Genomic DNA, 13004 nt, shown 5'->3' on the forward strand with positions numbered 1-13004 from the left:
TCTATATACTAGTGGGCTGTGTGGCTGCCTTGACTCGCCGTTGCGGAGTCTTGCGCCAACCCCGACTCGGGTCGCTTTGTGCGGAATTCTGAAATGAGCCAACAGTTTCAACACGATGTTCTGGTTATTGGCAGCGGCGCTGCAGGTTTGAGCCTGGCGCTGACCTTGCCCGGTGATTTGCGCATCGCCGTCCTAAGCAAAGGCGACCTCGCCAACGGCTCGACATTCTGGGCCCAGGGTGGCGTCGCGGCGGTCCTGGATGACACCGATACTGTCGAATCCCACGTCGATGACACCCTTAATGCCGGCGGCGGGTTGTGCCACGAAGACGCGGTGCGCTTCACCGTAGAGCACAGCAAGGAAGCCATTCAGTGGCTGATCGACCAGGGCGTGCCTTTTACTCGCGATGAACAGTCGGGCACCGAAGACGGCGGATTCGAATTTCATTTGACGCGCGAAGGGGGCCACAGCCATCGGCGCATCATCCATGCCGCCGACGCCACCGGCGCCGCGATTTTTCGCACATTGCTCGCCCAGGCCAAGCTACGACCGAATATCGAACTGCTGGAGCAGCGGGTCGCCGTCGACCTGATCACCGAAAAACGCCTGGGCCTGGCCGGTGACCGTTGCCTTGGCGCCTACGTGCTCAATCGCGGCACTGGCGAAGTCGACACCTATGCCGCGCGCTTCGTGATCCTCGCTTCTGGCGGTGCGGCCAAGGTCTACCTCTATACCAGCAACCCCGACGGCGCCTGCGGTGACGGCATTGCCATGGCCTGGCGCTCGGGTTGCCGCGTGGCGAACCTGGAATTCAATCAGTTCCACCCAACTTGCCTTTATCACCCGCAAGCCAAGAGTTTCCTGATCACCGAAGCCCTGCGCGGTGAAGGCGCGCACCTCAAGCTGCCCAACGGCGAACGCTTCATGCAGCGCTTCGACCCGCGCGCCGAACTGGCGCCCCGGGACATCGTGGCACGGGCCATCGACCATGAAATGAAGCGCCTTGGGGTGGACTGCGTCTACCTGGACATCAGCCATAAGCCGGAAGCGTTCATCAAGAGCCACTTCCCGACGGTGTATGAACGCTGCCTCGAGTTTTCCATCGACATCACCAAGCAGCCGATCCCCGTGGTACCGGCCGCGCACTACACCTGCGGCGGCGTAATGGTCGACCAGCACGGCCGCACCGATGTGCCCGGCCTGTATGCCATCGGCGAAACCAGCTTCACCGGGCTGCATGGCGCCAATCGCATGGCGAGCAACTCGTTGCTGGAATGTTTTGTGTACGCGCGCTCTGCGGCGGCGGACATTCTCGAGCAACTGCCTGCGGTATCGATCCCCATGGCCCTTCCCGTCTGGGACGCCAGCCAGGTCACCGACTCGGATGAGGACGTGATCATCGCGCACAACTGGGATGAACTGCGGCGGTTCATGTGGGACTACGTGGGCATCGTGCGCACCAACAAGCGCCTGCAACGGGCTCAGCACCGGGTGCGCCTGCTGCTCGATGAAATCGACGAGTTCTACAGCAACTATAAAGTCAGCCGCGACCTGATTGAATTGCGCAACCTGGCCCAGGTGGCCGAACTGATGATTCAGTCAGCCATGGAACGCAAGGAATCCCGGGGCCTGCACTACACGCTGGACTATCCAGATATGCTGCCAGTGGCGCTGGACACTATCCTGGTGCCGCCCACCTACGCCGACTAAAGGCCAGCCGGACCCGCAGGCGGCGATGCGCGTCCGCCGCCTGCGAATCCCGCAGTACGCACACCGAGCGGACCCGGCGCTCCCCGCGCAGGCGAAAACGCAGCACCACGATCAGCGGCAGCGCCAGGCTGTCCGGCCGCAGCTGCACCGGTTGCCATCCGCCCGCCCTGCTCCACAACTGCCAGCCATCGGCGTCGCGGCGCAGGCCAGTGAAGGCGCGCGGATGATTCAGCAAAATCTGCCGTGGCAACACCCACGCGCCCTGGGCCAGACACAGCAACACCCCGAGCACCGTCGCCCAGATTGGAATGGCCAGCAGGAACAACGAACCCAGCGCGAACAGCTGGGCCAGCAGATAAGCCGCCAGCAACTGCCGTGAGGCGTGCCAGCGGCATTCGAACAGATTACTTGGGCTGGACACGATCCAGAATCATTCGGACCATGCGCTGCAGCTCCGGATCTTCCGATTTGGCGCGCTCCATGAACCAGCCGAACATGTCCTGGTCTTCGCACTCGAGCAATCGGACGTAGAGGTCTCGATCAACCTGGTTCAGATGCGGATAAACCTCCTTGACGAAGGGCACCAGCAACACGTCAAGTTCGAGCATGCCGCGGCGGCTGTGCCAGTAGAGGCGATTGAGTTCAACTTGTTCGACCATGGAGCGCTCCTCAAATAGGCCGCGAGTATACAGTCCCGTGTCCGGTGGGGCACTCGGCTTTGGTCGGGCACTGCCGGGCTTTTGTAAACTACCCATTTCGAGGGCGCCCCCTTATGATGTCCTCCAGACTCTTTACCCTGCGATGACCCATGGCCGATTCTGCTTTTTTCTGCACCCTGTCTCACGAAGGCGTACTGGCGGTCCGAGGCGCGGACGCCAGCAAGTTCCTGCAAGGCCAATTGACCTGCAACCTCAATTACCTGAGTGACACCCAGGCCAGCCTGGGCGCGCGCTGCACGCAAAAAGGCCGGATGCAGTCGAGCTTCCGCATCCTGCTGGAAGGTGACGGCGTGCTGCTGGCCATGGCGACCGAGCTGCTGGAACCGCAGTTGGCGGATCTGAAAAAGTACGCAGTGTTCTCCAAGTCCAAACTCACCGATGAAAGTGCTGCCTGGGTGCGCTTCGGCCTCGAGCATGGCGATGCTGCATTGAATGCCCTGGGGCTCGACCTGCCGGCAGCTACTGACAGTGTCGCGCGCCTCGCCGGGATCATCGCCATCCGGGTCTCGCCTGAGCGCGCCGAACTGTGGGTTGCCGCCGATCAGGCCGCTGCCGTGAAAAGCCAGCTGGCTGTCGAATTGGCCGAAGGCGAGCTCAATCAATGGCTGCTGGGCCAGATTCGCGCCGGGATTGGCCAGGTCATGCCCGGCACCCGCGAGCTGTTCATCCCGCAAATGCTCAACCTGCAAGCCATCGGTGGCGTGAGTTTCAAGAAAGGCTGCTACACCGGCCAGGAAATCGTCGCGCGCATGCAGTACCTGGGCAAACTCAAGCGCCGCCTGTATCGCCTGCAGTTGACTGCGGACGCGCTACCGGAGCCCGGTGCGCCGCTATTCTCGCCGACCCACGGCAGCTCGATTGGCGAAGTAGTGATCGCCGCACGGGCAGAGCAAAACATTGAACTCCTGGCGGTATTGCAAGCCGAAGCAGCGGAAGGTGGTGATATTCACCTCGGCACCCTTGAAGGGCCGGCCCTGACCTTGCTCGACTTGCCTTACGAACTGGATCGCGACCGCGAAATCCAGCGCTGAAGGCAGCACCTGTCGCATTCCCCCTGGATAGACTTAATGAGCAAATTGGCGGAAATGGTCCAACAGGATTTGGTTGCAGCCATCGATAACGATGACCTGGTTCTGCCAACACTGCCGGAAGTGGCCTTGCAGATTCGCAAGGCCGCCGAGGATCCGGAGATCAGTGTCAGCGCCCTGAGCAAGGTGATCGGCCGCGATACCGCGCTGTCGGCGCGCCTGATCAAGGTGGTTAACAGCCCGTTGCTGCGGGCGACCCAGGAAGTCACTGACCTGCACACGGCAATCACGCGCCTGGGCGTCAACTACAGCAGCAACCTCGCCATCGGACTGGTGATGGAGCAGATCTTCAACGCCCGCTCCGCAGTGGTTGAACAGAAAATGCGCGAAGTCTGGCACAAGAGCCTGGAAATCGCTGGCGTCAGCTACGCCCTGTGCCGCCGCTACACTCAGCTCAAACCTGATCAGGCCGCGCTGGGCGGGCTGGTGCATCAGATCGGCGTGCTGCCGATCCTGACGTATGCCGAGGACCACAACGAGTTGCTGGCCGATTCGGTGAGCCTCAACCACGTGATTGACCAGATTCATCCGTTGATTGGCGACAAGCTGCTCAGAGTCTGGGAATTCCCCGAGAAGCTGGCGCAGGTGCCCGGGCTCTACCTGGATTTGCAGCGCGATTCAGAGCGCCTGGATTACGTCGACCTGGTGCAGGTCGCCAGCTTGTACTGCCACAAGAACAGCGACCATCCGCTGTCGCGAGTCGATGCCTTCGACGTGCCGGCTTTCAGGAAGCTGGGTTTCGATCCACAGAACGAGGGGCTGTGCCGGGATCTGGAAGAGTCGCGGTCGATGTTTTACTGATCGAGACCGATAAAACTCACTCGAACCTTCAGCCCCGCCTGTTCGCCATCGTGCAGGCTGATCTGCGCCAGGTGCGCGCGACAGATTTCGCCGACAATCGCCAACCCCAATCCCGAACCGGCGACTTGCTGGTTGCGCCGATAAAAACGCTCGAACACCCGCTCCCGCTCTTCAAGGGGAATGCCTGGGCCATCATCCTCGACTTCCAACACCGCAGGCGCAGTGACCCGCAGGATCACATTGCCGCCAGACGGCGTGTGGGCCAGGGCGTTGTCCACCAGGTTGCTCAACAGCTCATTCAATAACGTCGGCTCACCGCGCAGCCACACCGGTTCGTCCGCCTCCAGGGCCAGAGCCACGCCCCGTGCGTGCGCCAGGGGCGCCATGGCCATCCCTAGCTCTCGGGCCAGCTGACTGAGGTCGAGCAGCTGCGCGCCGCCTTCGGCAATCGCCCGCGCACCGTTCTCGACTCTGGCCAATGACAGCAACTGGTTGGCCAGATGGGTCAGGCGGTCGGTGCCTTGGGCAGCAGTTTCCAGGGTAGTGCGCCAGGTTTGCGGTTCAGTTGCCCGCAAGCCCAGTTCAAGTCGCGCCTTGAGTGCCGCCAGCGGTGTGCGCAGCTCATGGGCGGCATCGGCGATGAATTGCGCCTGGCGTTCGAACTGCCCGCGCAGGCGCTCGGTGAAATGGTTGAGCGCGCGCACCAGTGGCCACAACTCGTGCTGCACTTCCACCAGCGGCAACGGCCGCAGATCATCGGGCTGACGTTCTTCCACGGCCGTGCGCAAACGCTCCAGTGGCCGCAACGCCGCACTCACGGCAAACCACACCATCAACAGCGCGCCGATCGCCAGCATGCCCAGGCGCAACAAGGTATCCGCCGCCAGACTGCGCGCCATGGCGACCCGCGCTTCATCGGTTTCCGCGACGCGAATCTCGGCCATGCCATTCATGTTCGGCTCGCTCACCGGTTTGAGCAGGCTGACCACACGCACGTTCTGCCCTTGGTACTTGGCGTTGTAGAACCGTGCGAGCGCCGGGTAATCGTCGGTACGCGGAGTGCCTGGGGGCGGCGGCGGCAGGTTTTCGTAGCCGGAGATCAGCTTCTGGTTAATGTCGTTGACCAGATAGAAAATTCGCCCGGCGCTGTCGTAGGCAAAGGTGTCGAGGGCGACATATGGCACATCGGCGCTGAGGGTGCCGTCGACCTGGGACACCCCCGCCGCTATGGTGCGCGCCGAGGCCAGCAAGGTGCGGTCGTAGGCCGTGTCGGCGGCTTCGCGACCATTCCAGTAGGCGCTTAAACCACTGGCCAGCATCAACACCACCAGCAACAGCGCGAGGTTCCACAGCAACCGCCAGCGCAGGCTGCTGGGCTTATGCATCGCGGCTTTCCAGCAGGTACCCGAGGCCGCGGAAGGTGACGATGGCGACCGGCTGGCCGTCGAGTTTCTTGCGCAGGCGGTGGACGTAGATTTCGATCGCGTCGGGGCTGGCTTCTTCGTCCAGGCCGAATACCTGGGACGCCAGTTGCTCCTTGCTCATCACCCGCCCCGGACGGGCGATCAGCGCCTCGAGTACCGCCTGTTCGCGGGAAGTCAAGGTGAGCAGTTCCTCGGCGAGGGTGAAGCGTCGAGTGTCGAGGTCGTAGGACAGCACACCGCAGGTCTGCTGGCGCTCGCCACCCAGCACGCTGCGGCGTAGCAGCGCTTTGACTCGCGCCTCGAGTTCGGTCAGTTCAAAAGGTTTGGCCAGGTAGTCGTCGGCGCCGAGATTGAGGCCGTGCACCCGATCCTTGACGTCACTGCGCGCCGTCAACATCAACACTGGCAGGTTTTTGCCGCGCGAGCGCAGGCGCGCCAACACCTCGAACCCGTCCATGCGTGGCAGCCCGACGTCGAGGATCGCCATGGCGTATTCCTCACTGCTCAACGCCAGGTCCGCAGCCACGCCGTCGTGCAACACGTCCACGGTCAGCCCGGTGCTTTTCAGCGCCTGGGCGACACTTTCGGCCAGCTGCAAGTGGTCTTCGACGAGCAGAACACGCATGGATCTTTACCTCTTTAGGGATGGTCGACGCCATTCTTTGGCGCGGAGTTTACAGCCCGCTCAGTCGCTGTGAAGCAGCAAAACCGTGAAAGCACGCTGAAAGGTTAGTGAAAGGTTGGCCAGTTACAGTCGGCCCACGGATGGTTTCGACTGCAAGCCATCGACCCGTGGTTTGAAATGTAGCTCCCGAAAAACGCCTTGAAGCGTTTTCGCCAATAAGAACAATAACCGAGGTACTGCTCCATGCCGTCTACATGCCGCCAGGCTGACCTGCTCCGCCCCTTGTTTCGCTCCCCAACGCTTTCCAGTGCCGCTTCCCCGGTGCGAATTCGCTTCGCCTGAATCATTCCAAAAACAATAACTCCTGTGGAGACACCATGAATCGATCACTGCGCCGTTTCGCCCTCGCCGCCAGCTGCATGTTCTTTGCTGGCCAACTCATGGCCGAGCCCAAACGCCCGGAATGCATCGCGCCGGCCTCGCCGGGTGGCGGTTTTGACCTGACCTGCAAGCTGGTGCAGAGCGCCCTGGTGAACCAGAAGCTGCTGAGCAAACCGATGCGCGTGACCTACATGCCCGGCGGAGTCGGTGCAGTGGCGTACAACGCGGTGGTGGCGCAGCGTCCGGCCGACGCCGGAACGCTGGTGGCATGGTCCAGCGGTTCCCTGCTGAACCTGGCCCAGGGCAAGTTCGGGCGTTTCGACGAAAACGCGGTGCGCTGGCTGGCAGCGGTCGGCACCAGCTATGGCGCGATCGCGGTGAAAAGTGATTCGCCCTACAAGACCCTCGACGATCTGGTCCAGGCCCTGAAGAAAGATCCGAGCAAAGTGGTGATCGGCTCCGGCGGCACCGTTGGCAGCCAGGACTGGATGCAAACCGCCCTGATCGCCAAGGCCGCCGGGATCAACCCGCGCGACCTGCGCTACGTTGCCCTCGAAGGCGGCGGTGAAATCGCCACGGCCTTGCTGGGCGGTCACATCCAGGTCGGCAGCACCGACATCTCCGACTCCATGCCGCATATCCAGAGCGGCGACATGCGCCTGCTGGCGGTGTTCTCCGAGAAGCGCCTGGACGAGCCGGAAATGAAAGACATTCCGACCGCCAAGGAACAAGGCTACGACATCGTCTGGCCAGTGGTTCGCGGCTTCTACCTCGGGCCTAAGGTCAGTGACGAAGATTACGCCTGGTGGAAAGACTCCTTCGACAAACTCCTGGCTTCCGACGAGTTCGCCAAGCTGCGTGATCAGCGTGAGCTCTTCCCGTTCGCGATGACCGGCCCCGAGCTGGACACCTACGTGAAGAAACAGGTTGCGGACTACAAAGTGCTGGCCAAAGAGTTCGGCCTGATCCAGTGATCGCCTCTGTCTAGCGGCTGCAGCCTCTTTACGAAGGAGGCTGCGGCCAGGAGTTCCTCATGCTCTTACAACGCATTTTTGCATCGGTGCTGTTGCTGGCCTGTCTCGGCCTGGTGTTGATGGCCTGGCCGTATCAGGCGGCTTTTTCCTACGAACCGATCGGTCCACGAGCTTTCCCCCTGCTGATGCTGGGATTAATGGGCCTGGGTCTGATTTACATGGTGTATCGCCCCTCGCCGATCGTTCACTCAGATGACGACCCACCGATGGATCGCGAAACTCTGACCAAGATTGGTCTATGCGTCGCGTTGCTGCTGGTCTTCGCAGGGTTGTTCGAACCGCTGGGTTTCATCCTCAGCAGCATGCTGATTGGTATTCCAATGGCCCGCCTGTATGGCGGACGCTGGTTGCCCAGTGCAGCGATCATCGGCCTGATGAGTATCGGGCTGTATTTGCTGTTCGACAAAGTCATGGACGTGCCACTGCCTCTGGGCCTGCTCGACGTTCTGGAGAACTGATATGGATACGCTTGGTTATCTGAGTCACGGCTTTGGCGTCGCATTGACGCCCTACAATCTGGTCACCGCCCTCAGCGGCACACTGATCGGCACGGTCGTGGGCCTGCTTCCCGGCCTCGGACCGATCAACGGCGTGGCGTTGCTGATCCCGATTGCCTTCGCCCTCGGCTTGCCCCCGGAATCAGCGCTGATCCTGCTGGCTGCGGTGTACCTGGGTTGCGAGTACGGTGGCCGGATCAGTTCGATTCTGCTGAACATTCCCGGCGAAGCCTCCACTGTAATGACGACCCTCGACGGCTACCCGATGGCCCGTCAAGGCATGGCCGGGGTTGCTCTGTCACTGTCAGCGTGGAGTTCATTCATCGGCGCGTTCATCGCTACCTGCGGAATGGTGGTGTTCGCGCCGATTCTGGCGAAATGGGCGATCGCCTTCGGTCCGGCCGAGTACTTTGTACTGATGGTGTTCGCGATTGTCTGCCTCGGCGGGATGGCCGGTGACCGACCGCTGAAGACGTTTATTGCGGCTTTGATCGGCTTGTTCCTGTCGACCGTCGGCATTGACGCAAACAGTGGTGTCTATCGGTTCACCGGGGACAATCTGCACCTCACCGACGGCATCCAGTTTGTAGTGTTGGTGCTAGGTCTGTTCTCCATCAGCGAAATTCTGTTGCTGCTGGAAAAAACTCACCGCGGTCAGGAAGCGTTTCAGGCCACCGGTCGCATGATGTTCAACTTCAAGGAAGCTGCATCGGTATTCTGGGTGAACATACGCTGCGGCGTGCTGGGATTCTTCATGGGCGTACTGCCCGGTGCGGGCGCAACGCTCGCCAGCGCCGTGGCCTACATGACCGAAAAACGAATCGCCGGGCCCAGTGGCAAATTCGGACAAGGTGACAAGCGCGGTCTTGCCGCTCCGGAAACCGCCATCGGGGCTGAAGCATGCGGCGCGCTGGTGCCAATGCTGACGCTGGGCGTTCCCGGTTCGGGCACGACGGCGGTGATGATCGGCGCGCTGTCGCTGTACAACATCACTCCTGGCCCACTGTTGTTCCAACAACAACCAGACATCGTCTGGGGCCTGATCGCTTCGTTGTTCATCGCCAACATCATGCTGGTGATCCTCAACATCCCGATGATCCGTATCTTCACCAAGATCCTCGCCGTACCGAACTGGGCACTTGTGCCGATGATAGCGATCATTACCGCCATCGGCGTGTATGCGGTGCATGCCACCACCTTCGATCTGTTCCTGATGATCGGCATCGGCATCTTCGGCTACATCCTGCGCAAGCTGGACTTCCCGTTGTCACCGGTATTGCTCGGCTTCATTCTTGGTGGCTTGATGGAACAGAACCTGCGCCGGGCATTGTCGATCTCCAACGGATCGCTGGAGATTCTCTGGTCGAGCGGGATCACCCTGAGTGTCTGGGCATTGATCGTGGTGATGCTTTTGGTGCCGATCCTGCGCATCTGGCGCAAACGTTCGGTTGCTCGTCGCGCAGTTGCCGATGTCTGATCGAACACCGTTCAACGCCTGGTGGGGTACGCCGCTGGTTGGCGCGCTGGGCGGTTACCTGGCCAGCCTGGTTGGCTGGCCGCTGCCGTGGATGGTCGGCTCGTTGCTGGCGATCATCCTGGTGCGCTGCCTGACGCCCTGGCAATTGGCGGAGATCCCTGGCGGGCGCAAGTGCGGCCAGTGGATCGTCGGCATCGGCATCGGCCTGCATTTCACCCCGGTGGTGATGGAGCAGGTGCTGAGTCACTTTGGCCTGATCTTCTTTGGCGCACTGGTCACCAGTCTGTCTGCGGTAGTCGGCGTCTGGCTGATGCGCCGCACTGGCGAGGATCGCGCCACTGCGTTCTTTTCCAGCATGCCTGGCGGTTCCGGCGAGATGGTCAACCTTGGCGCACGCAATGGTGCGGTGTTGAGCCGTGTCGCTGCGGGACAGAGCTTGCGGGTATTGGTGGTGGTGTTGTGTGTGCCGGCAGCGTTCAAGTATCTGCTGGGCGAAGGCGCACCGATTTTTCATCCGGCTGCTGTCAACTGGTGGTGGCTGGCCCTGCTCTTCCCGGCGGGCGCTTTGGCGGCCTGGATCTGGGAACGTCTTCGTCAACCCAACCCGTGGCTGTTCGGGCCGTTGCTGGTGAGTGCTGCGGTCAGCATCGGTTGGGACCTGCACATCGGTCTGCCGAATGGCGGCAGTCAGATTGGCCAATGGCTGATCGGCAGCGGGTTGGGCTGTCACTTCAATCGGCAGTTCTTCCGCCGCGCGCCGTCCTTCATGGGGCGGACCTTGATCGGCACCGTATTGACCATGCTGATCGCGACACTGGCGGCGCTGGGCTTGAGTGCCTTGACCCATCTGGACTTGCGTTCACTGACCCTGGGCATGATGCCTGGCGGGATTGCCGAGATGAGCCTGACAGCGGAAACCCTGCAGCTGTCGGTGCCTTTGGTAACGGCGATGCAGGTGATGCGGTTGTTGTTTGTGCTATTTCTAGCGGAGCCGTTGTTCAAGTATTGGAACCGGCAGCCGGATTCTGTCTGAGCGACCGGGTTGTCCCCTTCGCGAGCAAGCCCGCTCCCACAGGGTTATCGCAGTCCCTGTGGGAGCGGGCTTGCTCGCGAAGGGGACACCTCGGTCTACCCCATCAAACCGGTGGCAACCGCCACTCGATCGGCGTCTCGCCATTCTGCTCCAGATACTTGTTGGTCCGACTGAAGTGCCCGCACCCGAGAAACCCCCGGTACGCCGACAACGGCGAAGGATGCACCGAGGTCAGCACCAGGTGCTTGGTCGCATCAATCAGCTTCTGTTTGCTCTGCGCATGCGCCCCCCACAACATGAACACCAGGTGCGGTTGTCGCTGGCTGACCACTTCAATAATCCGGTCGGTGAAAAACTGCCAGCCCTTGTCCTTGTGCGCATTAGCATTGGCGCGCTCCACCGTCATGGTGGTGTTGATCATCAGCACTCCCTGATCGGCCCAGCTCTGCAAATAGCCGTGATTGGGGATGTCGATGTTCAGGTCACGCTTCAATTCTTTATAGATATTCACCAGCGACGGCGGCGCCGGTACGCCCGGTTGCACCGAGAAGCACAAGCCATGGGCCTGGCCCGGACCGTGATAGGGGTCCTGGCCTAAGATCACCACTTTGACCTTATCCAGTGGCGTCGAATTGAGCGCGTTGAAAATCATCGGGCCCGGTGGATAGATCTCCTTGCCCGCCGCCCGCTCCTGCTGCAGAAAGTTGCGCAACTCTGCCATGTAGGGCTGGTCGAACTCAGCACGCAGTGCCTCCTTCCAGCTCGGTTCGAGTTTGATACGGTCGTCAGCAGTCATGGTTATACCCGGCAAAATCAATGGGCGAACCCTAAGAAGGCCCGCCACGCTTGTCAAATGATCTGACGCAGATCCGGCACTTTCCTGCACAGCGATCATACTGAACGCTCAAATTCCTGATCGAGGTCACGATGAATCTGCACTTCGAAGAACTCACCGGCACCGACGGCGCGCGCATCGGCGTGGCCAGCCTGGATGCCGAAAAATCCCTCAACGCCCTGTCCCTGCCGATGATCAATGCCCTGAGTGATCAACTGGACGCCTGGGCCAAGGAGCCACAAATCGTCTGCGTGCTGCTGCGCGGCAATGGCGCCAAGGCTTTTTGTGCCGGCGGCGAAGTACGCAGCCTGGTGGACGCCTGTCGTGCGCAACCGGGTGAAGTACCGCCCCTGGCCGCACACTTCTTCGCGGCGGAGTACCGCCTTGATTTCAATTTGCACACCTACCCCAAACCGCTGATCTGCTGGGGCCATGGTTATGTACTCGGCGGCGGCATGGGCCTGCTGCAAGGCGCAAGCCTGCGTATCGTCACCCCGAGCAGCCGCCTGGCGATGCCGGAAATCAGCATCGGCCTGTATCCGGATGTGGGCGCCAGCTGGTTCCTGTCGCGTCTGCCGGGCAAGCTCGGGCTGTTCCTCGGGCTGACCGGCGCGCACATGAATGCTCGCGATGCGATCGACCTCGATCTGGCTGATCGATTCCTCCTGGATGAGCAACAGGAGGCGTTGCTTGAGGGCCTGCTGCAGATCAACTGGCAGGAGCAGACGGCCATGCAGCTCAACAGCCTGCTCAAGGCCCTGCAGCAGGAAGCCGTGGCGCAAATGCCCGAAGCGCAGTGGTTGCCGCGTCGCCAGCAGATCGACGAGTTACTGGATGTCAGCGATGTGCGCTGTGCCTGGAAAGCCATCAGCCAGCAGCGCGACCACAGCGACCCGCTGCTCAGCCGCGCCGCCAAGACCATGAGCGAAGGTTCGCCACTGACTGCGCATCTGGTGTGGGAGCAGATTGCCCGGGCGCGGCACATGTCGTTGGCTGAGGTGTTCCAGATGGAATACACCCTGAGCCTCAACTGCTGCCGTCATCCGGAATTCAGTGAAGGGGTGCGGGCGCGATTGATCGACAAGGAACAGAAGCCGCATTGGCACTGGCCGGATATCAACAATGTGCCGGATGCGGTGGTGGAGGCGCATTTCCAGAAGGCCTGGGAAGGGCGGCATCCGCTGGCGGATCTGTCGCAATATTGATTGGTGCTAAACCCCACCCGTAGGAGCTGCCGAAGGCTGCGATCTTTTGATCTTTTGCGTCAATGGCGGCGCTGAAGATCAAAAGATCGCAGCCTTCGGCAGCTCCTACAGGTGGTGGTGTGTCAGTTAGATAGCGGATTGCCGGCAATCCATTGCCGGCGATCTGCTCGTTCAA

Annotated in this window: 13 protein-coding genes; 8 read left to right on the plus strand and 5 right to left on the minus strand. The window is 61.3% G+C overall.

What is annotated here, in order from left to right; translation table 11 throughout:
* Window positions 1-93 precede the first annotated feature (93 nt).
* Window positions 94-1710, plus strand: a complete 1617-nt coding sequence (nadB, locus tag ACYZTK_RS08645) for an L-aspartate oxidase (RefSeq protein ID WP_462014042.1) — start codon at window positions 94-96, stop codon at window positions 1708-1710.
* Here the strand turns inward: nadB and ACYZTK_RS08650 are convergent.
* Window positions 1679-2131 (minus strand): protein YgfX, encoded by a 453-nt coding sequence (locus tag ACYZTK_RS08650; RefSeq protein WP_462014043.1) that lies wholly within the window; start codon window positions 2129-2131, stop codon window positions 1679-1681. The two genes, nadB and ACYZTK_RS08650, sit on opposite strands and share 32 nt — an antisense overlap.
* On the minus strand, window positions 2115-2369 hold the full coding sequence (locus ACYZTK_RS08655) for an FAD assembly factor SdhE (protein WP_462014044.1): 255 nt from the start codon (window positions 2367-2369) through the stop codon (window positions 2115-2117). The genes ACYZTK_RS08650 and ACYZTK_RS08655 overlap by 17 nt, the downstream gene beginning before the upstream one ends.
* A 149-nt stretch (window positions 2370-2518) precedes the next feature.
* Here ACYZTK_RS08655 and ygfZ point away from each other — a divergent pair, with 149 nt between their 5' ends.
* Both ygfZ and ACYZTK_RS08665 read left to right on the plus strand, forming a co-directional pair.
* Complete coding sequence (gene ygfZ / locus ACYZTK_RS08660) at window positions 2519-3460, plus strand: CAF17-like 4Fe-4S cluster assembly/insertion protein YgfZ (protein WP_462014045.1); 942 nt, start codon at window positions 2519-2521, stop codon at window positions 3458-3460.
* Between the two features lie 36 nt (window positions 3461-3496).
* A complete protein-coding gene (locus tag ACYZTK_RS08665; protein ID WP_462014046.1) occupies window positions 3497-4318 on the plus strand; it encodes an HDOD domain-containing protein in 822 nt (273 codons plus the stop codon).
* On the opposite strand, the gene ACYZTK_RS08670 is transcribed toward ACYZTK_RS08665, so the two are convergent.
* Both ACYZTK_RS08670 and ACYZTK_RS08675 read right to left on the minus strand, forming a co-directional pair.
* Window positions 4312-5703, minus strand: a complete 1392-nt coding sequence (locus ACYZTK_RS08670) for a sensor histidine kinase (protein WP_462014047.1) — start codon at window positions 5701-5703, stop codon at window positions 4312-4314. The two genes, ACYZTK_RS08665 and ACYZTK_RS08670, sit on opposite strands and share 7 nt — an antisense overlap.
* Window positions 5696-6367 (minus strand): response regulator, encoded by a 672-nt coding sequence (locus ACYZTK_RS08675; protein ID WP_462014048.1) that lies wholly within the window; start codon window positions 6365-6367, stop codon window positions 5696-5698. Before ACYZTK_RS08675 ends, ACYZTK_RS08670 begins: the two co-directional genes overlap by 8 nt.
* Window positions 6368-6744: 377 nt before the next feature.
* Here ACYZTK_RS08675 and ACYZTK_RS08680 point away from each other — a divergent pair, with 377 nt between their 5' ends.
* From ACYZTK_RS08680 to ACYZTK_RS08695, 4 genes are read left to right on the plus strand one after another with little or no spacing between them, the layout of a single operon-like run.
* Entirely contained in the window at window positions 6745-7722 is a 978-nt protein-coding gene (locus ACYZTK_RS08680; protein ID WP_462014049.1) for a Bug family tripartite tricarboxylate transporter substrate binding protein, read from the plus strand.
* A 59-nt stretch (window positions 7723-7781) separates the two neighbouring features.
* On the plus strand, window positions 7782-8240 hold the full coding sequence (locus ACYZTK_RS08685; RefSeq protein ID WP_462014050.1) for a tripartite tricarboxylate transporter TctB family protein: 459 nt from the start codon (window positions 7782-7784) through the stop codon (window positions 8238-8240).
* A gap of 1 nt (window position 8241) precedes the next feature.
* The gene (locus ACYZTK_RS08690; protein ID WP_462014051.1) at window positions 8242-9756 is read left to right on the plus strand and encodes a tripartite tricarboxylate transporter permease; all 1515 of its coding nucleotides are present in this window, start codon (window positions 8242-8244) and stop codon (window positions 9754-9756) included.
* Window positions 9749-10789 carry an AbrB family transcriptional regulator gene (locus ACYZTK_RS08695; RefSeq protein ID WP_462014052.1) on the plus strand — a complete coding sequence of 347 codons (1041 nt, stop codon included), beginning with the start codon at window positions 9749-9751 and terminating at the stop codon, window positions 10787-10789. The genes ACYZTK_RS08690 and ACYZTK_RS08695 overlap by 8 nt, the downstream gene beginning before the upstream one ends.
* A gap of 103 nt (window positions 10790-10892) precedes the next feature.
* Here the strand turns inward: ACYZTK_RS08695 and ung are convergent, their stop codons facing one another.
* Entirely contained in the window at window positions 10893-11585 is a 693-nt protein-coding gene (gene ung, locus ACYZTK_RS08700; RefSeq protein ID WP_462014053.1) for a uracil-DNA glycosylase, read from the minus strand.
* 131 nt (window positions 11586-11716) lie between these two features.
* Between ung and ACYZTK_RS08705 the strand changes: the two genes are divergently transcribed.
* Entirely contained in the window at window positions 11717-12829 is a 1113-nt protein-coding gene (locus tag ACYZTK_RS08705) for an enoyl-CoA hydratase/isomerase family protein (protein ID WP_462014054.1), read from the plus strand.
* The last annotated feature ends 175 nt before the right edge of the window (window positions 12830-13004 follow it).

This window comes from Pseudomonas sp. LB3P31 (genome assembly GCF_054897945.1).